This is a genomic window from Rhodovulum marinum (assembly GCF_004343075.1).
Lineage (GTDB): Bacteria > Pseudomonadota > Alphaproteobacteria > Rhodobacterales > Rhodobacteraceae > Rhodovulum > Rhodovulum marinum.
This window is the reverse complement of the sequence record NZ_SLXP01000003.1, coordinates 265,157-285,945: the sequence shown is the minus strand read 5'-3', so window position 1 is coordinate 285,945 and position 20,789 is coordinate 265,157. Positions and strand designations below refer to the sequence as shown.

The following is a 20,789-nucleotide window of genomic DNA, read 5'->3' as shown; positions in this document are numbered from 1 at the left end:
CGTTCTGCCCGAATTTTCCGCCTCTCCACCACGCATGGGTGGCCGTATTCGCGCCGGACGCCATGCCGGTCTGCAACCGGACCTTTGATGTCCCACCGTTTGGCGGATGCGAGGTGGCCAGTTTCACGCGGTGCCGGGGACTGGGGTCATCAGCCGGAGGGCGCGTGAGAACCGATAACAATCAAGTTTGTTTCCCGCGATTATTCTTGCCCTCGAAATAGTCATTCTTTCGCCCGATTCTGGTGTGAGTAGAGAAAGCCCTGGAAGAAAACTCTTTCCTCATCGCATGGTCCAAGTGGGCAGCAAAAAATATGAAAGCGCAGATCACATACAGTTTCATAATTCCTTTCATGAATGAAGAGGATGTGCTTGAGGCGCTGCTCGTACGTATGACGCACCTCATGAGTGCGCTGGACGGGGCGTGCGAAGTGGTTTTCGTGGATGATGGCAGCTCCGACTCCGGAGCCGCGATCATCGCGTCCGCGGCACGACGCGATCCACGGATGAAGCTTATTCGCCTCTCGCGCAACTTTGGCCATCAGATTGCTGTGACTGCGGGGCTGAACCGGGTGTGTGGTCGGGCGGTCATCATCATGGATGCAGACCTTCAGGACCCGCCCGAAGTGGTCCACGATCTTGTCGCGCAATGGAAGGATGGCTACGAGATCGTCCATGCCCAGCGACGTGCCCGCGAAGGCGAGACGCGGTTCAAAAAGATGTCCGCGCAGCTTTACTATCGTCTGCTGTCGGCCCTTTCATCTGTGGATATTCCGCGGAACGTGGGAGATTTTCGGCTGGTCGACGCCAAGGTGGTCGAGGCCATCCGCTCGATGCCCGAACGCGACCGTTACTTGCGCGGCATGTTCGCATGGGTCGGCTTTCGTCAGACCATTGTGCAGTTTGACCGTCCGCAACGGTTTGCCGGCGAAACCAAGTACCCGATCAAGAAAATGATTCGGCTTGCCATGGATGGCGTGGTCGGATTTTCAGATGCACCGCTTCGGCTCGCACTTTGGCTGGGTGCCTTCGTGTCATTGGGGGCAATGTTCTATGGCATCTACATTGTCATAATCGCGCTTTTCACCGGTGGCTTGGTGGCTGGCTGGGCTTCCACAATCGTGGTTTTGTCCTTCCTGTCGGGGATCAACCTGCTGATCAGTGGCGTGATCGGTCTTTATGTCGGGCGTATCCATAACGAGAGCAAAGAACGCCCGCTCTATTTCATCTCTGAAAGCATCGGCTTTACCGAAGCGATGCGGATGCCCCAACCGAAACTGGTGTCCCATGGCTGAAACGGTGCAGCCGGAATTCGATGCCTACCGGGACACATACGTGGCCACGGTCGAGCAATCGTTCAGGTTCTCGGGCCTGTCGCACGGGTTCTTCCAGGAATCCAAGGCACTCATGATCCGTGATCTTTTGGCGTTGCGGCTCGCGGACCGCCCGGAGCCAAGACTGCTGGATGTAGGCTGTGGGATCGGGACACTTCACCCGCTTCTGTCGGAGTTTTTCCCGTCGATCCATGGCGTTGACGTTTCGGGCGAAAGCATAGCACGCGCGAAACTGGAGAATCCCGGCAACCTTTACGATGTCTATGACGGGAAACGGTTGCCCTTTGCGACCGACAGTTTCGACATGGCCCTGTCGACCTGCGTGATGCATCACGTTCCGGTCGAACATCGGACCGGTTTCATGGCCGAGCTCACACGCGTGGTATCGCCCGGTGGCATGGTTTGTCTGATTGAGCACAACCCGGTGAACCCGGGCACCCGAATTTCGGTCGCGCGCTGTCCGTTCGACGCGGATGCCGTGCTGCTGCGCGGGCGCAAGATGCGCGGGTACATGCGCAGCGCAGGGATGGTAGAGGTGGCAATACGGAACTTCGTTTTCTTTCCGACCAACCGCCCGATGTTCCGAGCGTTGGAACGGAGGCTGCATTGGTTGCCGCTCGGCGCGCAATACGCGGCCATCGGCCGGGTCGAATGAACGAAAGGGGTGTCATCGGCCAGGTGGTGCGGATTGCGGAGATGGGCGTGGTAAATTCGGCGCTCTACTTTTTGCTCGCAACGCTATTCAGCGCGGTTTTCGGCTTCGCTGCGCTCGCGGCCTCGGTGCTGGCCTACGTCATCGCCGCTGCCGTCGCCTATTTCGGACACAAGTTTCTGACCTTCGGACAACCTGCCCATGCGGTAGACGAGATGAGCCGTTTTGTTGTCGCAACGGGGACCGGCGTATCGCTCGCCGCACTTCTTCCGATCGTTTTGGCCGGGTTTGCACCGATGGTGTCTTTCGTGACCGTGCTCGTACTGGTTCCGATTTTTTCCTTCCTCATGATGAAATTCTTCGTGTTCCACACATGATCCGAGATTTTGCCGCCCCCGCCATCATCATGGTCACCGCCGTTTACCTTTTATGGGGGACGCTTCTGAGCCACGATATCAGCTGGTACCTGATCTCGACGGGCTGGTGGCTCGACGGTCTACGTATTTATGCTGACATCCTTGAGCTGAACCCGCCGCTAGCCTTCTATCTCACCGCGATTCCGGTATGGGTCGCGCGGGTCGGTGCGCTTGCTCCAATGGCGGCCTTCAAGGGCTTTGTCCTGGTGCTCGTGGCAGGTTCATTGATGCTTTCACAGCGGCTTTTGGTCCTTGAAACGCAGCTTTCGCCTGCGGCTCGACGTGCGGTGCTAGCGGTGGCGGCGGTAGGGCTCTTGCTTTTGCCTGTCCGCGATTTCGGGCAGCGCGAACATCTGTTTGCCATCCTGTTCCTGCCGTTCCTGGTGATGAACCTGCTCTCCAGACCGGCGCCTGGTCCTCTACGCGCAGGCGTTGCTGTGTGGGCGACTTTCGGCATCGCGCTCAAGCATTATTTCCTGCTTCTGCCGCTCTCTATCCTTGCTTGCCAAGTGATTGCGGCGCGTAGTTTTCGGCCTGTGTTGAGGGTCGAATACCTGCTGATGGCCGCCATGCTGGCGCTGTATGTCGTGACCTCGGCAATCCTGCATCCGGCCTATTTCGAAAGTGTCGTGCCGCTTACGTTGCAGGTCTACGGAGCCTTTGATGCACCACTGCTTCCGACACTGTTTCGTGCAGCGATTCCGGTCATCCTGTTGCTTATTGCATGGGGATTTCTTGGGATGAACCGGACGCGGCCAGGGTCGAACGCAGTGGCGGTGCTGACCGCTGCGGCGGCCATCGCTGTATACCTGATTCAATCGAAGGGTTGGAGCTATCACCTCATTCCTGCGAATGTTTTCGCCGTGATGGCTGTGACTTGGACCGCGATGACGCTTTCCCAGGCCCGGAAGCATTGGTGGCCAGGCGTCGTTGCTGCCGCGTTCGTCATGGTTGTTTTGGCCCCGGAATTGCGCCACGGGCCTTATAAAAGCCCTTTCGCCGAAGCGGTGGAACCGTTTTTCGCCTGCGCGCCGGGCGAGCGGAGTTTTCAGATTTTCAGCTCGACAGTATCCACGGGCTTTCCGTTGGCGAATTATGCCAAGGCCACGCCGGCCAACCGCGCGCCCACGCTCTGGCTTTTTCCCGGGGCGAGTTACCGGCTGAGCCTTGCCGAGGACCCGGCAGAGAAGGCGATATATCTCGCGATCCTGCAGGACGCGCGTGCGCGGGTGCTCAAAGATTTTTTCCGCGTCGTGCCGCAGGTGGTGATCGTCGACGAAAGCCCCCAGAAAAAATATTTCAATGGCGTGCCGTTCGATTATCTTGCCTTTTTCAGCGAGGATAAACGCTTTTCAAAGGCATGGCGCGACTATTCCCTTGCCGGTCACGTCGGGACATTTGCAGTTTATTCCCGGGAAGGGTGTGATCTAGCGGGCTTGTGAGTTGCTGGCGTTCGCTCGGATGGGGATCCTATGTGTGCGCAAACTCGTGATTATCCGGTTGAATTTTTAGCCGGCGAGGCTTCGGACTGATCCGTTATGATCGCTACGCCTGTTCGAATGGCCGTCGTTCGACGGGTTGAACACGGGCCGGGGTTGGGACCCGGCCCAGATTTTTTCATGCGGTCTAGCCGAACACCCGGGCAAAGATCGTGTCCACGTGTTTTGTGTGATAGCCAAGGTCGAATTTCTCTTCGATTTCGGCGGGCGAGAGGGCGGCGGTCACCTCGGGGTCGGCCAACAGCTCCTCCCTGAAGTCCTTGCCCTGTTCCCAGACTTTCATCGCGTTGCGCTGAACCAGGCGATAGGCGTCTTCTCGGCTGACGCCGGCCTGTGTCAGTGCCAGCAGAACCCGTTGGGACATCACCAGCCCTTTGAACTTGTTCATGTTCTTGAGCATGTTCTCGGGGTAGACGACCATCTTGTCGATGACGCCGGCCAGCCGGTTCAGTGCGAAATCCAGCGTCACGGTCGCATCGGGCGCGATGCCGCGTTCCACCGAGCTGTGCGATATGTCGCGTTCATGCCAGAGGGCCACGTTCTCGAGTGCGGGGATCACGGTGGCGCGCACCAGCCGCGCGAGGCCGGTCAGGTTCTCGGTCAGCACGGGGTTGCGCTTGTGCGGCATGGCGGAGCTGCCCTTTTGCCCGGCCGAGAAGAACTCCTCGCCCTCCAGCACCTCGGTCCGCTGCATGTGGCGGATCTCGATGGCGACGTTCTCGATCGAACTGGCGATCACGCCCAGCGTGGCAAAGAACATTGCGTGGCGGTCGCGGGGAATGACCTGGGTGGAAATGGGTTCCGGGACCAGCCCCATCATCTTGCAGACGTGATCCTCGACCGCCGGGTCGATATTGGCGAAGGTGCCGACCGCGCCCGAGATGGCGCCAGTGGCGATTTCCGCCCGTGCGGCCTGAAGGCGGGCCTTGTTGCGGTCCATCTCGGCGTAGAAGCGGGCGAAGGTCAGGCCCATCGTGGTCGGTTCGGCATGGATGCCGTGGCTGCGCCCGATCCGAACGGTGTCCTTGTGCTCGTAGGCACGGCGCTTGAGCGCGGCCAAGAGCTTGTCCATGTCGGCCAGCAGGATGTCGGCGGCGCGGGTGAGCTGTACGTTCAGGCAGGTATCCAGCACGTCCGACGAGGTCATGCCCTGGTGGACGAAGCGCGCCTCGTCGCTGCCCACATGTTCGGCGAGATGCGTGAGGAAGGCGATCACGTCATGCTTGGTCACGGCCTCTATCTCGTCGATGCGGGCGACGTCGAATTCCACGTCTTTCGCTTTCCAGACGGCCTCGGCGTTTTCCTTCGGGATCACACCCAGTTCGGCCATGGCGTCGCAGGCATGGGCCTCGATCTCGTACCAGATGCGGAACTTGGTGGCGGGCTCCCAGATGGCGGTCATTTCGGGGCGGGCATAACGGGGGATCATGGGCAAGGGCCTTCGGCTTGGACTGGCGTTTCGCGGTCTGATACCCGTTGGGGCAAGGGGCGGCAAGGAGCGGGGGCCGGGCATGCCGGAGCTGGATGCCTTTCTGGGAGAATGGCGGCTGTCGCGCGTGATCGCGGATGCGCGAGCGGGCCATGATGCGACGCTGGAGGGGCGGGCAGTCTTCACGCGCGGTCAGGGGGGGCTGGTGCAGGCCGAAAGCGGTACGCTGAATTTGCCGGGCCAGTCGCCGATGACGGCGGAACGGCGTTATCTCTGGCGCGCGGGCAGGGCCGGGATCGACGTGCTGTTCGAGGATGGCCGGTTCTTCCATACGCTAGCCCCGGGCACCCGCGCCGAGGCGGTTCACGATTGCCCCCCGGACCGCTACGAGGTCGCCTATGATTTCGCCGCCTGGCCCCGGTGGACCAGCCTTTGGCGGGTCACGGGGCCGCGCAAGGACTATGTCATGCGGTCGGTCTATGCGCCGGTCGGGGCTTGCGCGGAGGGCGGCGCTGGGGCAGAAGACACCTCAACGATCTGAAAGATCCGAAATGTTCCGAACGGGAGAGTCCGAGATGGCCCAGGCCCTGACCGACAAGGTTCTTGCCGAAACCCTGCTGCCCGAAGGCGGCATCGCGCTGCGTGTGAAACAGGCGCTTCTGGTGATCGCCGGGATCGCCATGCTGGCCGTGGCGGCCAAGATCAAGGTGCCGATGTGGCCGGTGCCGATCACGATGGGCACCTTCGCGGTGCTGGCGGTCGGCGCGTCCTACGGGCCGCGTCTGGGTCTGGCCACGATCCTTGGTTATCTCGGGATCGGCGCGCTGGGCTTCGACGTTTTCGTCGGCTCCGGCGCCGAGGTGTCGGGGCTGACCTACATGATGGGCTCGACCGGCGGCTACCTGCTGGGCTACGTGCTGGCCGTGGTCGCGCTGGGCTATGCGGCCCGCGCGGGCTGGGATCGGTCGATGGGACGCATGGCTTTGGCGCTGCTTGCGGGCAACGTGATCATCTACGTGCCGGGCCTGCTGTGGCTGGGGCAGCTTTACGGCTGGGACCAGCCGATCCTGGCCTGGGGCCTGACGCCCTTCCTGATCGGCGATGCGATCAAGCTGGGTCTGGCCGCGACGCTGATCCCCGCCCTGTGGAAGCTGGTGGGCCGCGCGCGCGGCTGATCCGCCGCACAAAATCGAAAGAAACGCGAGGGGCGTGGCCGGATGGGACCACGCCCCTTTTCCATTGGGGGTCAGGTATAGGATTGCCGCAAGCGCGCCGGCGGTGGGCCTAGACCTGCATTTCCTTGGTGGCACTCAGGGTCAGTTCGGGGTGGTCGCGGGCCACGCGATCGATGTCCCATTGCAGCCTGGTCATGTAGACCACATCGCCATCGTTGTCGGTGGCCATGTGCTGTTTGTTCTTCTGGGTGAAGGCCTCGACCGCGGGCTTGTCGCCATGGACCCAGCGTGCCGAGGTGAACTGGCTGGGTTCGAACCGTACGGGCAGGCCGTATTCCAGCTCGATCCGGCTGGCCAGCACCTCGAATTGCAGGGCCCCGACAACACCGACGATGAAGCCCGCCCCCATCAGCGGCTTGAACACCTTGGCGGCACCTTCCTCGGCGAATTGCATCAGCGCCTTGTCGAGGTGCTTGGCCTTCATCGGGTCGCCCGCGCGGCACACCTTGAGAAGTTCCGGCGCGAAGCTGGGGATGCCGGTGACGCGCAGTGGCTCGCCCTCGGTCAGGGTGTCACCGATGCGCAATTGCCCATGGTTCGGGATGCCGATGATGTCGCCCGCCCATGCCTCTTCGGCCAGTTCCCGGTCGGCGGCGAGAAAGAGAACCGGGTTGGACACCGCCATCGGCTTTTTCGACCGCACGTGCAGCAATTTCATCCCGCGCTGGAAATGTCCCGAGGCGAGGCGGACGAAGGCCACCCGGTCGCGGTGCTTGGGGTCCATGTTGGCCTGCACCTTGAACACGAACCCTGCCACCTTGGGTTCTTCGGGGGCGATCTTGCGGGGCTCGGCGGCCTGGACCTGCGGTTCGGGGCCATAGGTGCCGATGCCGTCCATCAGTTCCTTTACCCCGAACGAATTGATCGCCGATCCGAACCAGATCGGCGTCATGTGCCCCTCCAGCACCGATTGCGGGTCCAGCGCGGGCAAAAGTTCCCGCGCCATCTCGACCTCTTCGAGGAGTTTTTCCAGCAGGTGTTCAGGCACGTGCTGGGCAAGCTTGGGATCGTCCAGCCCTTCGATCCGGATCGATTCAGCCACGCGATTCCGGTCGGCGCGGTCCATCAGCTCCAGCCGGTTGTTGAGCATGTCGTAACAGCCCAGGAAATCGCGGCCCTGCCCGATGGGCCAGCTGGCCGGCGTCACGTCGATCGCCAGCATTTCCTGGATCTCGTCGATGATCTCGAACGTGTCGCGGCTTTCGCGGTCCATCTTGTTGCAGAAGGTCAGGATCGGCAAATCGCGCAGCCGGCACACCTCGAACAGCTTCTGGGTCTGGCTTTCCACGCCCTTCGCCCCGTCGATCACCATGATCGCGGCATCGACCGCGGTCAGTGTGCGATAGGTGTCCTCGGAAAAGTCGCTATGGCCGGGCGTGTCGACCAGGTTGAAGCGGTATTTCCCGTAGTCGAACGACATTGCCGAGGCCGAGACCGAAATCCCGCGGTCCTTTTCCATCTGCATGAAATCCGACCGCGTGCGCCGCGCCTCGCCCTTGGCGCGCACCTGCCCGGCCATCTGGATCGCGCCTCCGTAAAGCAGGAACTTCTCGGTGAGCGTCGTCTTGCCCGCGTCAGGGTGCGAGATGATGGCAAAGGTGCGCCGCCGGGCGATTTCCGGCGGCAGGTCGGGGCGGTTGGTTGGTGCGTCGAGCATGGCCGCGGATATAGGCGAGGGGACAGGCACACGCAATCGCGAAGCCTTGGTGCCGAAGCGGGCTTCGCCCCTGTCCCGCGGGCTGGCCGGGGGCATTCGTCCCAACACCGGGCAGCCCGCCCTTTTTCAAGGAATGCATGTTTCGCGGGAAGCTGTTGGCGCCCCGTCGACATTGCCGCACGGAGCGATGGCGCGCGGCGGCGCGGCCCCGTCTACCGCGCGATCAGCAGGTCGCAGGGCGGGTTGCGCATCATGTCGTTGGCCAGGCTGCCCAACAACGAGGGTGCCGCCCCCGCGCGACCGTGGGCGCCCATCGCCAGCAAGTCGGGTTTCAGCGTCTCGACCCGTTCTGCCAGCACCCGGTGTACCGGGCCTTGGGCGATCTCGACTTCTTTCAGTCTTTCGGGCAGGGCGTGGGTGTCGGCCCAGGCCGCCCGCGCGGCCTCGGCGTCGATGCGAAAGGGTTCGGCCGCGCCGGCGCGGACGTCCGGGGCGACGAAGCCGCGATAGGGGATGTGCAGCGCATGCACCCCCTGGATGTCCGCCTCGGGGGCGAGTTCGGCGGCGAGGGTCAGCGCCGCGGTCGAGGCAGGCGCGAAGTCGAGCGCGGCCAGCACGGTCGCATAGGCATGGTCCACCGGATCGCGGACCAGCAGCACGGGGCGGGGCGAATGGCGCACGATGCGTTCCATGGTCGTTTCGCGCAGCATGTCGAGGAAGGCGCGCGGCCGGTGCAGCCCCAGAATCAAGAGCGCCGCGTCAAGTTCGGCAGCCAGCGCCGGGATCGCCGCGGCCGGGTCTCCAAGAACGACGCGGGTGTCATGGTTCACCTCGGCCGACCGCGGGATAGAGGCGGCGAATTGCGCAAGCCTGAGTTCCGCCGCGGCCAGCATCTGCCCGGCGATTTCGGCGGGCAGGTCTTCGTCGATGACCGAGACGAGAAAGAGATCCGCCCCGCCCCAGCCCGCCAGCCTGAAAGCGCGCTGAACCGCACGGTCGGCCCTTGGGCTGAGGTCGGTCGCGACAAGAAACGTCCTTGGCATCGCAGCTTGCCTCTCTCTTTGCAGTTGAAGGATCGGGGCGTCCATGGCGCGTGTCAAGCGCGCCGGGGCGGAAAGTGTATATACATTGCATAGCGCGCAGCATGCTTTATTCTGCGGTCCGGGCGACGAGGAGTGGGTGGCATGAAATCCGTTCTGATTGCGAATCGAAAGGGCGGGTGCGGCAAGACCACCATCGCGGTGACGCTGGCCGCGGCACTGGCAGATGGCGGGTGGGCCGTGGCGCTGGCCGATGCCGATCCGCAGAAATCCGCCCTGCGCTGGCTCAAGCGGCGGCCTGCGGGCGTGCCCGCGATCCGAGCACTTGATTGGACCGGCCCCGGCGCGATCGGAAAGGGCGCCAAGGGGGCGGACTGGGTGATCGTCGACGCCCCTGGCTCGATCTACGAGGATGACGCGGCCGGGCTTGTGGCCGGGGCGACGGCGGTCGTGGTGCCTGTGCTGCCCTCGTTCTTCGACGCGGATGCGACGCGCCGCTTCCTCAAGGAGATCGCCGGGTTCAAGCGCATCCGCAAGGGCAAGGCGGAGGTTGCGCTGGTGGCCAACCGTGTGCGGGCGCGCGGGCAGGACGCGGCGCGGCTTGCGGCATTCGCCGAGAAGATCGGCCAGGCCCCCGTGGCCGCGATTTCCGAGCGCGTCGCCTATGCCGATCTGGCCGAGGCGGGGCTGACGGTGTTCGACCGGCCGCAGAAGAACTACGCGCCGATGCGCGCGCAATGGACCCCGCTGCTGGCGGCGCTTACCGCCTGAGGCCGGCGCCGCGGGTGGCCTTCCGCAGCGCCGGGCATGCTGCTACGGCAAGGTGATGGGGCAGCAGGAGGGACGCGAGATGGAACTTGGAATTGCTGGCAAGCGGGCGCTGGTCTGCGCCTCGTCTAAAGGGTTGGGGCGGGGCTGTGCCGAGGCATTGGCCGAGGCGGGGGTGAGCGTGGTGATGAATGCCCGGGGGGCCGAGGCGCTGGAGGCCGCGGCGACCGAGATCCGTGCGGCCCATGGGAGCGAGGTGATTACGGTGGCCGCCGATATCACCACCGAAGAGGGGCGCGCCAAGGTGCTGACCGCCGCTGGGCCGGTCGATATCCTGGTGACCAACGCGGGCGGTCCGCCACCTGGGATGTGGTCCGACTGGGATCGTGACGATTTTATCGCGGCGCTGGATGCCAACATGCTGACGCCCATCGCGCTTATGACGGCGTTGCTGCCGGGGATGATGGAACGCGGCTGGGGCCGTGTCGTCAACATCACCAGCCAGTCGGTCAAGGCGCCGATCCCGGTGCTGGGCCTGTCGAACGCAGCGCGTGCGGGGCTGACCGGCTATGTCGCGGGCACCGCCCGGCAGGTCGCGCCCCATGGCGTGACGATCAACAACCTGTTGCCCGGCATCCATGCCACCGACCGGGCCGTGGCACTTGACCGAGGCGTGGCCGAGGCCGAGGGTATCACGCTGGACGAGGCGCGGGCGAAGCGCGCCGCCACCATCCCCGCCCGCCGCTATGGCACGGCCGAGGAGTTCGGCGCGGCCTGTGCCTTCCTTTGTTCGCAGCATGCGGGCTTTATCATCGGCCAGAACATCCTGCTGGACGGCGGCGCCGTGAACGCGACCCTTTGAGGCCGCCCTGGGTTTCGCCGTGCTTGTGCGCGGCGACCCTTGCCGACGGAGACGGGGCGAATGCGTTGGGCGGATCGACCCTCCGCTGGCGGTCGCGGTCTCGCCTCAGCCCAGCGCTGTCGATTTCACCCATCGCGGCCGGCGGCTGGCATGCACAAGGCTGACCCGCGGCGCGTGGCGCCCGCCCAGCGCGAGCGTGGCCGCCCGCAGCATCGCGATGCCGTCTTCGGAGCGGGTGGGCAGGGCGCTGGCCGCGATCGGCTCGCCCACCGTCATCCGGTAGGGCTGGCGGTCCTTGTTCAGCGTCTCGTGGAACAGCGTGATGTCCCGGAGCGTCGGGTGGATCAGGTCGAACAGGTAAAACAGCGCCGAGTTGCGCGAGCGGATGTTGATCGGGATCACCGGCAGGTCGAACTTGCGCGCGATCATCGCCGCGGACGCCATCCAGGGCCGTTCATGCAGTGACAGACCGCGCCGTTTGGCCAGCCGCCCGGACGGGAAGATCACGCCGATCCGGCCGGCCTCGATTGCCTCGCGGGTATAGGCCATGGTTTCGCGCATCTTCGCATGGCTGCGCTTTTCCTCGCGCCACTCCACGGGACAGATGATCTCGGCCATTTGCGGTAACACCCGCAGAATGTCACGGTTCGCGTAGAAGAACATGTCGGGCCGGCGCGCGCGCAGGAGGCTCCACATCATCACCCCGTCGGCGATCCCGGTGGGGTGATTGGCCACGATCAGTGCGGGCCCCGCGGCAGGGATATTCTCCAGGCCCGTGGCGCGCAGGTCGCGGGCCAGAAGGCGCGCCACCTCGTCCATGATGACCGGGGCAGGGTGATCCTTCAGCACCTCGCCCAGCGCGACCGTGCGCGGATAGCCCAGAAGCCGCGTCAACGCGTGACGGGCCGGCGCGCTCCATGGGCGGTCGGCGAACAGCCAGGGCGCGCGTTCCTCGATCAGGGGGTCGATTCGATCCTGCATACGCGTTCCCACCATATCCGAGTGACGCAGCGGTGACAGCAGAGCCGATTCTCCCCTGCCTGGTCAAAGCGATTCGCGCGCCTGCGGCGGCTTATCGCCCGGCGGCGAGCAGCCGCCCCACCATCTCGCCCATGTCGCGGCTGAGCCCGTCGCGCCCGGCGATCCGTTCCAGCGCGGCGCGCATCCGCGCCTGCCGGTCCGCGTCGTAGCGGGTCCAGGTCTCGAACGCGGTGGACATGCGCGCGGCTGTCTGCGGGTTCACCGCGTCCAGCCGGATCAGCCAGTCCGCCACAAGGTCGTAGCCGGCGCCGCTTGGATCGTGGAACCCCGCCGCGTTCATCGTGAACCCGCCGATCACCGCGCGGAACCGGTTCGGGTTTTTCCAATGAAAATCGGGGTGTTCCGTCAAACTACTGGTGCGGGAAACCGCGCGGTCCGGGGCTGCGAGCGAGGTTTGGAGCGCGAACCACTTGTCCATCACAAGACGATCCTTGCCCCAGCGCTTGGCGAAGCGGTCAAGCTCTTCCTCGCCGGCGCCGATTTCTATAAGGATCGACAGCGCGCCCAGCTCGTCGGTCATGTTGTTGGCCTGCGCGAAATGGGCGCGCGCCTTCGTGCCTTGGTCCAGCCGCGCCATGTGGGCCAGCGCGGCCAGGCGCAGCGCCCGCCGCCCGGCATCGGCCGCGCCCGGCGAATAGGGGCCGGGGCAGGTCATCTGGTCGTAGAGCGGCACCCAGAGCGGGCACAGATGGGTGGCCACCGCCGATTTAAGCCGCTCGCGTGCCGTGTGGATCGCCAACGGGTCTGGGGTGATCCCTCGCGCATGGAGGTCCTCGGCCAACTGGTCCTCACCCGGCAGCCCGAGGGCCAGCGCACGGAAGGCCGGGTCCAGCGCCTCGTCGCGGACCATCGCGGCCAGCGCGTCAAGGTAGGCCGGCGCGGGGGCCGCGCCTTGCGTCACCATGGCCACCAGCACATCGCGCGCCAGGGCGCGGCCCGCCTCCCACTTGTTGAACGGATCGGTGTCATGGGCCAGCAGGAAGGCGCGTTCCTCGGCGTTGGTGTCGCGTTCAAGGATCACGGGCGCCGAGAAGCCGCGCAGCAGAGAGGGGATCGGCCGCGCGCCCAGCCCGTCGAAGCGGAAGCTTTGCGCGGCTTCTGTCACCTCGAGCACGGTCGTGGGCACCACCTCGTCGCCATTGGGCGAGAGGAGCCCGACGGCCAGCGGGATCACCTGCGGTGCCTTTTCGGGCTGGCCGGGTGTCGGTGGCGTTTGCTGTTCCACATTCAGAGTGTAGGTGCCGTCCTTGAAGTCATCCGTCACCTTTAGGCGCGGTGTTCCTGCCTGCGAATACCAGCGGCTGAACTGGCTCAGGTCGCGCCCGGTGGCGTCCTCGAACACCTTCAACCAGTCCTCGATGGTCGCGGCCTGCCCGTCGTGCCGGTCGAAATACAGCGTCAGCGCCTTGTCATAGCCCTCGGGTCCTACAAGGCGACGCAGCATCCCGATCAGTTCGGCCCCCTTTTCATAGACCGTTGCGGTGTAGAAGTTGTTGATTTCGGTGTAGCTTTCGGGCCGCACCGGATGCGCCAGCGGACCGTTATCCTCGCGGAACTGGCGGGCGCGAAGCGTGATGACGTCCTCGATCCGCTTGACCGCATGGGACCGCGCATCGCCCGCGAATTGCTGGTCGCGGAACACGGTCAGCCCCTCTTTCAGGCACAGCTGGAACCAGTCGCGGCAGGTGATCCGGTTGCCCGTCCAGTTGTGGAAATACTCGTGCGCGATGATGCGCTCGATATTCTCGTAATCGCGGTCGGTGGCGGTTTCGGGGCTGGCCAGCACATAGCGCGAGTTGAAGATGTTCAGCCCCTTGTTCTCCATCGCGCCCATGTTGAAATCATCCACCGCGACGATGTTGAACACGTCAAGATCATAGGCCCGGCCGTAAAACTCTTCGTCCCAGCGCATCGACCGGATCAGGCTGTCCAGCGCATAATCTGCCTTGCCCTGGTCTGCGGGCCGCACCCAGATGTTCAGCTCGACCTTGCGCCCCTCGCAGGTGGTGAAGGTATCGCTGGTCGCCACCAGCTCGCCCGCGACCAATGCGAAAAGATAGGCCGGCTTGGGCCAGGGGTCGTCCCATTCCGCCCAACCCTCGCCTTGGCCCACCGGGTTGCCATTCGACAAGAGAACCGGCAGATCGCTTTCGATCCGCACCCGGAACGGTGCCATCACGTCGGGGCGGTCGGGGTAATAGGTGATCTTGCGGAACCCCTCTGCCTCGCATTGCGTGCAATACATGCCGTTCGACATGTAAAGCCCTTCCAGCGCGGTGTTCCCCTCGGGCGCGATCTCGACCTCGGCCTCCCAGGTGAAGGGACTGTCTGGCACGTCGCAAACCAGTCCTTCGGGCGTGATGTCGGGCGTGACGGGCGTGCCGTCGATCGCGGCCGAGATCAGCGTCAGGTCTTCGCCATGCAGGAAGAAGCGCCGGTTGGCAGTCTCGGGGTTCGGCCGGAACGCGATGCGCGAGACCACCCGCGTCGCGCTCGGGTGCAGGCGAAAGGTCAACTCCACCCGGTCCACCAGCCAGGCGGGCGGCGTGTAATCGGCAAGGTAAAGCGCCTGGGGGCTTGCGTCCTTCATCACTCTCTCCGTTCTGGGTAACCAACACCTATCCTGTCGCGCGGCGGGTGCAAGACGCGGCGTCTTGCCCGCGCCGCGCGTCGCGATAGGTTCGCGCCATGGATGTCACGCTTCTCTGGTTCAAGCGCGACCTGCGTCTTGCCGATCACCCCGCGCTGGTGCATGCGGCGGCGGGTGAGTGCGCCATGCTGCCGCTTTACATCGCCGAGCCGGGATATTGGGCGCTGCCGGATACGTCAGGGCGGCAATGGGCGTTCACCGCCGAATGCCTGGACGATCTGGCACGGCAGTTGGCCCGCCTCGGCGCGCCGTTGCAGGTTGAGATGGGCGAGGCGGTGGCGGTGCTCGACCGCCTGACCGACGCCTATGGGGTGACGCGCCTCGTCAGCCACGAGGAAACCGGCAATGGCTGGACCTATGCGCGGGACCGGGCGGTGGCAGCATGGGCGCGGGCGCGCGGGATCGAGTGGGTGGAGCTGCCGCAATCGGGCGTGGTGCGCCGTCTGAAGGGGCGCGATGGCTGGGCGGCGGCGCGCGACAGGTTCATGCGCCAGCCGGTGCTGCCCGCGCCCAAGGGCCTGCGCGGCCTGCCGGGGCTTGCCCCCGACCGGATCCCCACCGCGCGCGACCTCGGGATGGCCGCTGATCCCTGTGCTGGGCGTCAGCCAGGGGGTCGATCCGCCGGGCTGGGCCTTATGAACAGCTTTCTGAACGAGCGCGGGCAGGAGTATCGCCGGGCCATGTCCTCGCCCCTTTCGGGCGCCACCGCCTGTTCGCGGCTCTCGCCGCACCTGGCCCTTGGCACCCTGTCGGCGCGCGAGGTGGAGCACGCCACCGCGCACCGTCGCACCGCTGTTAAGGGCACCCGCACCGGCTGGGCGGGCAGCCTCAAGAGCTTTTCCTCGCGCCTCGCCTGGCGCGACCATTTCATGCAGAAGCTGGAGGATGAGCCGGCGCTTGAACAGCGCTGCCTGCACCGGGCCTACGAGGGACTGCGCCCCGCCGTGACCGACGGCGCGCGCCTTGCGGCCTGGCAACGGGGCGAGACGGGGCTACCCTTCGTCGACGCCTGCATGCGGTCGTTGATCGCCACAGGCTGGCTGAATTTCCGCATGCGCGCGATGCTGGTCTCGGTCGCGTCGTATCACCTCTGGCTGGACTGGCGCGCCACGGCGCCGATCCTCGCGCGCCTGTTCACCGATTACGAACCGGGCATCCATTGGCCGCAGGTGCAGATGCAGTCGGGCACCACGGGGATGAACACGATCCGCATCTACAACCCCGTCAAACAGGGGTCCGAGCAGGACCCGACCGGCGCCTTTACCCGGCGCTGGGTGCCGGAACTGGCCCAAGTGCCTGATACCTTGCTGCAGGCGCCCTGGCGCTGGGAGGGCGCGGGTCGGATCCTGGGCCGTGGCTACCCTGAACCGGTGGTCGAGGTCGCCGCCGCCGCCCGCGCCGCGCGCGAGGCGGTTTGGGCAGTGCGTAAAGGCGAGACCTTCCACGACGAGGCCGCCCGGATCGTCCGCCGCCATGCCTCGCGCAAGGACCGCGCGGGCCGTTTCGTGAACGACCGCGCGCCGCGCCGCCGCGGGGGGGATGCGCGGCAGATGAGTCTCGACCTGTGAGGGGGGGCGCAGGACGCGCGCCGTCAGGCCCGGCCTGCCGGTTTCGTCGCACTGGTGTGCGTCGACCCACGCCAGAGGCTCTGCCCCCCGCGCGCCCCCGGCACATCTTCCTCGAGAATAAGCCCGGAGCCCATCTTCTGCCTGGCAACAATTCTCGGGGAGTTGGAAGGACCTTGGGCAGCGCCCCGTTCGCTTCGCGGGCGGGCCGCGCGTGCAGGTTGTGACCGCTATGCCCCGGATGCGCCGCAAGGGTGATCTTCCCAGCAAGACCTGCGCCGCCTGCGGGCGCCCTTTCACCTGGCGCAGGAAATGGGCGAAGGACTGGGAGGCCGTCCGCTATTGTTCCGAACGGTGCCGGCGCGCGCGTGGAAAGGGGGGCGGGCCTTCACCCCGCCGGAAAAGCCCTGTATCGTGACACAGCCCCAGCAAACGAGGAACACATGGCGCGGCCCCGTGTCGGCATCATCGGCAACAGTTACCTGATCAACGATCAGTACCCCGCCCATGCCGGGGGCACGATGAATTCCGAAGCGGTCGCCGAGGTGGCCGGTGCCCTGCCTTTGTTGATCCCGGCCGACCCGCGTTTCGTCACCGTTCCCGAACTGCTGGAAAGTTTCGACGGATTCCTGTTCACGGGCGGGCGGCCTAACGTCCATCCCGAGGAATACGGCGAACCCGCGACAGAGGCGCATGGTGCCTTCGACCGGGCGCGCGACGCGATCGCGCTGCCACTGATCCGGGCACTGGTCGAGCGCGGCCAGCCGTTTTTCGGTATCTGCCGGGGGTTCCAGGAGGTGAACGTGGCGCTGGGCGGGACGTTGTACCCGGAAATCCGCGACCTGCCGGGCCGGATGAACCACCGGATGCCGCCCGACGGCACGCTGGAAGAGAAATTCGCCTTGCGCCACAAGGTGACGCTGGTCGAGGGGGGGCTGTTCCACCGGCTGCTGGGGGCGACCGAGGTGATGACCAACACGCTGCATGGGCAGGGGATCAAGACCCCCGGCCAGCGCGTCGTGGTCGAGGGCTGGGCACCGGACGGCACACCGGAGGCATTGCACGTGGCAGATGCGCCGGGCTTCGCCCTCGCGGTGCAGTGGCATCCCGAGTACAAGGCCGCATGCGATCCGGTCTCGCGTCCGCTTTTCGAGGCGTTCGGCCGGGCGGTGGCGGCATGGTCGCGAGGCGAGCGGGCTGCCGTGCTCCGCTCGGCGTGATCCGGTGCGCGCCGCCGGGTCTGCCCGGAGCGTTCGGCCCGATGCGAAACGCAGGGTCAGGTGAGTTCGGTTTCGATCCGTGAGGCCCGTTCGAGTGTTTGGTGCACCGGGCACTTGTCCGCGATGTCGCGCAGGCGCGCCCGCTGGTCGTCGTCGAGATCGCCGGTCAGACAGATCGCGCGGTGAAACCGGTCGACCTTTTGGCCGCTGCGCGCCTCGGCGTCTTGCGCATGCACCTTGTCGTGGGTCACGTCGACCCTTACGCCATCCAGCGGCCAGCCCTTGCGCCGGGCATACATCCGGATCGTCATCGAGGTACAGGCGCCGAGGGCGGCGGCGAGCAGGCCGTATGGCGATAGCCCGCGGTCGCTGCCGCCATAGGCCTGGGGTTCGTCCGCGGTCAGGTGATGGCGTCCCGTGGTCACGTCCTGCTGAAAGCCGTCCGGGTCTGCTTCGCGCACCCGCACGACGCCCTCGGGGGCGCCGGGCGGGGGCGCGGGGGGCGAAAGGTCGATGTAGCGCGCGGCCCAGGCGGCGATCACCCCGGCCGCGTAATCGGCATCCGCGCGGCGCGAGATCAGGTGATCGGCGCTGTCCAGCGTGACGAAACTCTTGGGATGCTTGGCATGGGTGAAGATTTGAGTCGCGTTGTCGATTCCCACGATCTCGTCGCGGGGGGCGTGCATCACCAGTAATGCACGGCCCAGATGCGCCAGGGCATCGCCCAGGCTTTCGCGGGCGACATCCTGAAGGAAATCCTGTCCTATCCGTACGGGTCGCCCTCCAAGAGAAACCTCGTGCACCCCGTCAGCGCCGGCCGGGGCCAGCGCGAGGCGGCCAACGACATGTTCGGGATCGAAGGGCGCGCCCAATGTCGCCAACGCCTTGGCCGAGGCGATGCGAGGGGCGGCTTTGATGGCGGCGGCGCCGCCCAGCGAGTGGCCGATCAACAGGCTGGGTGCGAGGTCGATCCCAGCCATGTGTTCGGCCGCCGCCACCAGGTCGGCCACGTTCGTGGTGAAGGTGGTATTCTCGAATTCGCCCTCGGAATGGCCAAGCCCGGTGAAATCGAACCGCAGCACTGCGAAGCCGAGCGCGGTGAGCCGGGCGGCGATCCGGCGTGCGGCATGGATGTCCTTGCCGCAGGTGAAGCAATGGGCGAAGAGCGCCGCGGCACGCACAGGCCCGTCGGGGCGGTCGAGCCGTGCGGCGAGACGGTGGCCGCCATGACCTTCGAAGGTGATCTTTTCCATGGGGCCTCCCTCGCGTTCGCACGTTCTTCACTTTGGGTGGCGGCCATCCCCGCCGCAAGGGATGGGCGCAGCCTTGTGAACGGATGGTGTGTGCAGGGGCTTGCGTGCGGGGAGGGTATCGGGATTGATCGGGATATGACCGATCCCGCTCCGATCCTTCAGGCGCGTCTGCCGTATACACCCTGGGCGGTGCCGCAGATGCGGCGACTGCCGGGCATCCAGCCGCTGGCGATGGCGGATTGGTTGGTCGTGGATGATGCCTATGCCGGGCAGATGGGCGAACGCGACCGGTTGATCTCCGCGCGATGCGACAAGGTCCATGCGATGGAGGAGGGTGCACGGGTTGCGGCCGAGGAACTGCTTGATTTGGTCTTGGGCCTGCTTTCCGAGCGGGAGGAATTCTCGGTCTCGGCGGGCGTGGTGAAACGGCCTGACGGGGTTTGCGTGACGCTTGACCGCGCGACGCCGCTGCTGACGCTGGGACATCTGGTGCAGGAGGATTTCTGCCTGATGCAGGAGGTGGGCGGAGTGCAGGTTCTGACCGCAGCGATCCTGTGCTTTCCGGCCAGCTGGATGCTTGCCGAAAAGATGGGCCGTCCGCTGGGGCCGATTCATCGGCCTGTGCCGCAATACGATGCCGACATCGCCGCCCGGGTCACGCGTTTGTTCGAGGGGCTGAGGCCGGGCAGACCGCTTTGGCGCGCGAATGCACATTTCTACGAAGACCCGCGCCTGTTCCAACCCCGTCCCGAAGCCGCGCCGCGCGCCAAGGTCAAGGGGCCCGCACCCTATCTGCGCAGCGAACGGCAGGTGCTGTTGCGGTTGCCGGAAACCGGGGCGACCGTGTTTTCGATCCACACTTATGTTGTCGCACGGGCGAGTCTGACGCCCGATCAGAGGGCTGCGTTGCGGGATCATCCCATCGGCTATGATCCCGCCCGCCCGAAGGCGCCGGCATGAGCGAGGTCGCAGCCCAATACGAGGCGTTCCCCTATCCGGAGCGCGATCCGGCCGAGGAGCGGACGCGCCTGATCACGGGATCGCCCTCGCACCCTCTGGAGATCGACCATTTCCTGTTTGCCGGAAAACGTGACTGGTCGCGGCCCTTGCGGGCGCTTTTCGCAGGCGGCGGCACCGGGGACGGTTTGATCCAGTTGGCGCAGTTGATGGCCTGGGCCGGCCGACCCGCCGAAATCACCTATATCGACCTGTCGCGCGCCTCGCGAAAGATCGCCGAAGAGCGTGCGCGGATCCGCGGATTGACTGGCATCGAATTCGTGACCGGCAGCCTTCTGGAAGCGGCTGCAAGGGGCCCGTTCGATTACGTAGATTGTTGCGGAGTTCTGCACCATCTGGACGATCCGCAGGCGGGTTTCGACGCGTTGTCGGCGGCGCTGGCCGCCGAGGGGGGCATCGGGCTTATGGTTTATGCACCCTACGGCCGGTCGGGGGTCTATCCCCTGCAAGAGGCGTTCGGCACTCTGTTCGACGGGCTGGCGCCCGAGGCGCGGCTGGTGGAGGCCAAGCGGATCGTGGCCGGTCTGCCGTCAGGGCATCCGTTCCGGTTGAACCCGCACCTGGGCGATCACGAGCGCAGCGATGCGGGATTCTACGACCTGTTGTTGCATTCGCAGGACCGGCCCTTTTCCATAGGTGAACTGGACGCGGCGCTTGGCATGGCGGGGCTCGATATGGTGGGGGTGACGCAGCCCGCGCTATACGATCCGGCGCGCTTGCTGCCCGAGGGGGTTCGGCTGCCCGAGGGACTGAGCCCGATCGCGCGGATGGCCCTGGGCGAGCGGCTGCGGGGCACGATCCGCACGCATGTCGCCTATGCGGTCAAGGCGGGGCGCGGCGTGCAGGCCTTGGCCCGTCCAACCGATCTGTCCCTGGTGCCGCATCTGAAGGGTGTCGAGGGGCCGGCGCTGGCGCGTGCCGTGGCGGCCAAGGGGCAGGTCCGTATGGGCCAGGGTGTGGTGAAAGTCTTCGAGCCTTTGGAAAAATCCGCCGCTCCCCTGATCGGCGCGATCGATGGGCGTAGAACGCTGGCAGAGATCGCGCGGCGTGCGGGGCTGGACCCGATCGGCTTCGGGGCGCGCTGGGCGCCGGTACATCGGGCGCTGGGCGATTGGGGGCTGATGCTCTATGCCCGTCCGTTCCGAGGGTGATCC

At 65.6% G+C, this 20,789-nt stretch carries 19 protein-coding genes; 13 read left to right on the top strand and 6 right to left on the bottom strand.

Features of this window, described 5'->3' with window-relative positions:
* Positions 1-311 precede the first annotated feature (311 nt).
* The 4 genes from EV662_RS07345 to EV662_RS07330 are packed head-to-tail and all read left to right on the top strand — an operon-like array spanning position 312 to position 3,841.
* Positions 312-1,292 carry a glycosyltransferase family 2 protein gene (locus EV662_RS07345; protein WP_132461502.1) on the top strand — a complete coding sequence of 327 codons (981 nt, stop codon included), beginning with the start codon at positions 312-314 and terminating at the stop codon, positions 1,290-1,292.
* On the top strand, positions 1,285-1,986 hold the full coding sequence (locus EV662_RS07340) for a class I SAM-dependent methyltransferase (protein ID WP_132461501.1): 702 nt from the start codon (positions 1,285-1,287) through the stop codon (positions 1,984-1,986). Before EV662_RS07345 ends, EV662_RS07340 begins: the two co-directional genes overlap by 8 nt.
* On the top strand, positions 1,983-2,360 hold the full coding sequence (locus EV662_RS07335; RefSeq protein ID WP_132461500.1) for a GtrA family protein: 378 nt from the start codon (positions 1,983-1,985) through the stop codon (positions 2,358-2,360). Before EV662_RS07340 ends, EV662_RS07335 begins: the two co-directional genes overlap by 4 nt.
* On the top strand, positions 2,357-3,841 hold the full coding sequence (locus tag EV662_RS07330) for a hypothetical protein (RefSeq protein ID WP_132461499.1): 1,485 nt from the start codon (positions 2,357-2,359) through the stop codon (positions 3,839-3,841). The genes EV662_RS07335 and EV662_RS07330 overlap by 4 nt, the downstream gene beginning before the upstream one ends.
* 184 nt (positions 3,842-4,025) lie before the next feature.
* Here the strand turns inward: EV662_RS07330 and purB are convergent, their stop codons facing one another.
* Positions 4,026-5,327: an adenylosuccinate lyase gene (gene purB / locus EV662_RS07325; protein ID WP_132461498.1), complete on the bottom strand. Its 1,302-nt coding sequence runs from the start codon at positions 5,325-5,327 to the stop codon at positions 4,026-4,028.
* Positions 5,328-5,409: 82 nt separating this feature from the next.
* Here purB and EV662_RS07320 point away from each other — a divergent pair, with 82 nt between their 5' ends.
* Both EV662_RS07320 and EV662_RS07315 read left to right on the top strand, forming a co-directional pair.
* Positions 5,410-5,868 carry a DUF6314 family protein gene (locus EV662_RS07320; protein ID WP_132461497.1) on the top strand — a complete coding sequence of 153 codons (459 nt, stop codon included), beginning with the start codon at positions 5,410-5,412 and terminating at the stop codon, positions 5,866-5,868.
* 34 nt (positions 5,869-5,902) lie between these two features.
* A complete protein-coding gene (locus EV662_RS07315; protein ID WP_132461597.1) occupies positions 5,903-6,502 on the top strand; it encodes a biotin transporter BioY in 600 nt (199 codons plus the stop codon).
* Between the two features lie 109 nt (positions 6,503-6,611).
* Here EV662_RS07315 and EV662_RS07310 read toward each other — a convergent pair whose 3' ends face one another.
* Together EV662_RS07310 and EV662_RS07305 are read right to left on the bottom strand one after the other, a co-directional pair.
* Positions 6,612-8,219, bottom strand: coding sequence for a peptide chain release factor 3 (locus EV662_RS07310; protein ID WP_132461496.1), 1,608 nt, complete (start codon positions 8,217-8,219; stop codon positions 6,612-6,614).
* 212 nt (positions 8,220-8,431) lie between these two features.
* Positions 8,432-9,262, bottom strand: a complete 831-nt coding sequence (locus tag EV662_RS07305; RefSeq protein ID WP_165915546.1) for a universal stress protein — start codon at positions 9,260-9,262, stop codon at positions 8,432-8,434.
* A gap of 141 nt (positions 9,263-9,403) precedes the next feature.
* On the opposite strand from EV662_RS07305, the gene EV662_RS07300 reads away from it, so the two are divergent.
* The gene (locus tag EV662_RS07300; RefSeq protein WP_132461494.1) at positions 9,404-10,030 is read left to right on the top strand and encodes a ParA family protein; all 627 of its coding nucleotides are present in this window, start codon (positions 9,404-9,406) and stop codon (positions 10,028-10,030) included.
* 79 nt (positions 10,031-10,109) lie between these two features.
* Positions 10,110-10,889, top strand: coding sequence for an SDR family oxidoreductase (locus tag EV662_RS07295; protein WP_132461493.1), 780 nt, complete (start codon positions 10,110-10,112; stop codon positions 10,887-10,889).
* Positions 10,890-10,994: 105 nt separating this feature from the next.
* Here the strand turns inward: EV662_RS07295 and EV662_RS07290 are convergent, their stop codons facing one another.
* Positions 10,995-11,870, bottom strand: coding sequence for a 1-acyl-sn-glycerol-3-phosphate acyltransferase (locus EV662_RS07290; protein ID WP_132461492.1), 876 nt, complete (start codon positions 11,868-11,870; stop codon positions 10,995-10,997).
* Between the two features lie 91 nt (positions 11,871-11,961).
* Positions 11,962-14,520 (bottom strand): aminopeptidase N, encoded by a 2,559-nt coding sequence (gene pepN, locus EV662_RS07285; protein ID WP_132461491.1) that lies wholly within the window; start codon positions 14,518-14,520, stop codon positions 11,962-11,964.
* Between the two features lie 98 nt (positions 14,521-14,618).
* Here pepN and EV662_RS07280 point away from each other — a divergent pair, with 98 nt between their 5' ends.
* From EV662_RS07280 to EV662_RS07270, 3 genes are all read left to right on the top strand, one after another.
* Positions 14,619-16,148 carry an FAD-binding domain-containing protein gene (locus tag EV662_RS07280; protein ID WP_132461490.1) on the top strand — a complete coding sequence of 510 codons (1,530 nt, stop codon included), beginning with the start codon at positions 14,619-14,621 and terminating at the stop codon, positions 16,146-16,148.
* 229 nt (positions 16,149-16,377) lie between these two features.
* Positions 16,378-16,563 carry a DUF2256 domain-containing protein gene (locus EV662_RS07275; protein WP_132461596.1) on the top strand — a complete coding sequence of 62 codons (186 nt, stop codon included), beginning with the start codon at positions 16,378-16,380 and terminating at the stop codon, positions 16,561-16,563.
* 25 nt (positions 16,564-16,588) lie between these two features.
* Entirely contained in the window at positions 16,589-17,365 is a 777-nt protein-coding gene (locus EV662_RS07270; protein WP_132461489.1) for a gamma-glutamyl-gamma-aminobutyrate hydrolase family protein, read from the top strand.
* 56 nt (positions 17,366-17,421) lie between these two features.
* On the opposite strand, the gene EV662_RS07265 is transcribed toward EV662_RS07270, so the two are convergent.
* Positions 17,422-18,618, bottom strand: coding sequence for a bifunctional alpha/beta hydrolase/OsmC family protein (locus tag EV662_RS07265; RefSeq protein WP_132461488.1), 1,197 nt, complete (start codon positions 18,616-18,618; stop codon positions 17,422-17,424).
* Positions 18,619-18,753: 135 nt separating this feature from the next.
* On the opposite strand from EV662_RS07265, the gene EV662_RS07260 reads away from it, so the two are divergent.
* The gene (locus EV662_RS07260) at positions 18,754-19,578 is read left to right on the top strand and encodes a heme-dependent oxidative N-demethylase family protein (RefSeq protein ID WP_132461487.1); all 825 of its coding nucleotides are present in this window, start codon (positions 18,754-18,756) and stop codon (positions 19,576-19,578) included.
* Complete coding sequence (locus tag EV662_RS07255) at positions 19,575-20,786, top strand: class I SAM-dependent methyltransferase (protein ID WP_132461486.1); 1,212 nt, start codon at positions 19,575-19,577, stop codon at positions 20,784-20,786. Before EV662_RS07260 ends, EV662_RS07255 begins: the two co-directional genes overlap by 4 nt.
* The last annotated feature ends 3 nt before the right edge of the window (positions 20,787-20,789 follow it).

What these genes read in the sequence shown, in the direction of transcription:
- EV662_RS07345 (WP_132461502.1), top strand. Translation starts at nt 312, where the DNA reads ATGAAAGCGCAGATCACATACAGTTTCATAATTCCTTTCATGAATGAA.
- EV662_RS07340 (WP_132461501.1), top strand. Translation starts at nt 1,285, where the DNA reads ATGGCTGAAACGGTGCAGCCGGAATTCGATGCCTACCGGGACACATAC.
- EV662_RS07335 (WP_132461500.1), top strand. Translation starts at nt 1,983, where the DNA reads ATGAACGAAAGGGGTGTCATCGGCCAGGTGGTGCGGATTGCGGAGATG.
- EV662_RS07330 (WP_132461499.1), top strand. Translation starts at nt 2,357, where the DNA reads ATGATCCGAGATTTTGCCGCCCCCGCCATCATCATGGTCACCGCCGTT.
- purB (WP_132461498.1), bottom strand. Translation starts at nt 5,327, where the DNA reads ATGATCCCCCGTTATGCCCGCCCCGAAATGACCGCCATCTGGGAGCCC.
- EV662_RS07320 (WP_132461497.1), top strand. Translation starts at nt 5,410, where the DNA reads ATGCCGGAGCTGGATGCCTTTCTGGGAGAATGGCGGCTGTCGCGCGTG.
- EV662_RS07315 (WP_132461597.1), top strand. Translation starts at nt 5,903, where the DNA reads ATGGCCCAGGCCCTGACCGACAAGGTTCTTGCCGAAACCCTGCTGCCC.
- EV662_RS07310 (WP_132461496.1), bottom strand. Translation starts at nt 8,219, where the DNA reads ATGCTCGACGCACCAACCAACCGCCCCGACCTGCCGCCGGAAATCGCC.
- EV662_RS07305 (WP_165915546.1), bottom strand. Translation starts at nt 9,262, where the DNA reads ATGCCAAGGACGTTTCTTGTCGCGACCGACCTCAGCCCAAGGGCCGAC.
- EV662_RS07300 (WP_132461494.1), top strand. Translation starts at nt 9,404, where the DNA reads ATGAAATCCGTTCTGATTGCGAATCGAAAGGGCGGGTGCGGCAAGACC.
- EV662_RS07295 (WP_132461493.1), top strand. Translation starts at nt 10,110, where the DNA reads ATGGAACTTGGAATTGCTGGCAAGCGGGCGCTGGTCTGCGCCTCGTCT.
- EV662_RS07290 (WP_132461492.1), bottom strand. Translation starts at nt 11,870, where the DNA reads ATGCAGGATCGAATCGACCCCCTGATCGAGGAACGCGCGCCCTGGCTG.
- pepN (WP_132461491.1), bottom strand. Translation starts at nt 14,520, where the DNA reads ATGAAGGACGCAAGCCCCCAGGCGCTTTACCTTGCCGATTACACGCCG.
- EV662_RS07280 (WP_132461490.1), top strand. Translation starts at nt 14,619, where the DNA reads ATGGATGTCACGCTTCTCTGGTTCAAGCGCGACCTGCGTCTTGCCGAT.
- EV662_RS07275 (WP_132461596.1), top strand. Translation starts at nt 16,378, where the DNA reads ATGCCCCGGATGCGCCGCAAGGGTGATCTTCCCAGCAAGACCTGCGCC.
- EV662_RS07270 (WP_132461489.1), top strand. Translation starts at nt 16,589, where the DNA reads ATGGCGCGGCCCCGTGTCGGCATCATCGGCAACAGTTACCTGATCAAC.
- EV662_RS07265 (WP_132461488.1), bottom strand. Translation starts at nt 18,618, where the DNA reads ATGGAAAAGATCACCTTCGAAGGTCATGGCGGCCACCGTCTCGCCGCA.
- EV662_RS07260 (WP_132461487.1), top strand. Translation starts at nt 18,754, where the DNA reads ATGACCGATCCCGCTCCGATCCTTCAGGCGCGTCTGCCGTATACACCC.
- EV662_RS07255 (WP_132461486.1), top strand. Translation starts at nt 19,575, where the DNA reads ATGAGCGAGGTCGCAGCCCAATACGAGGCGTTCCCCTATCCGGAGCGC.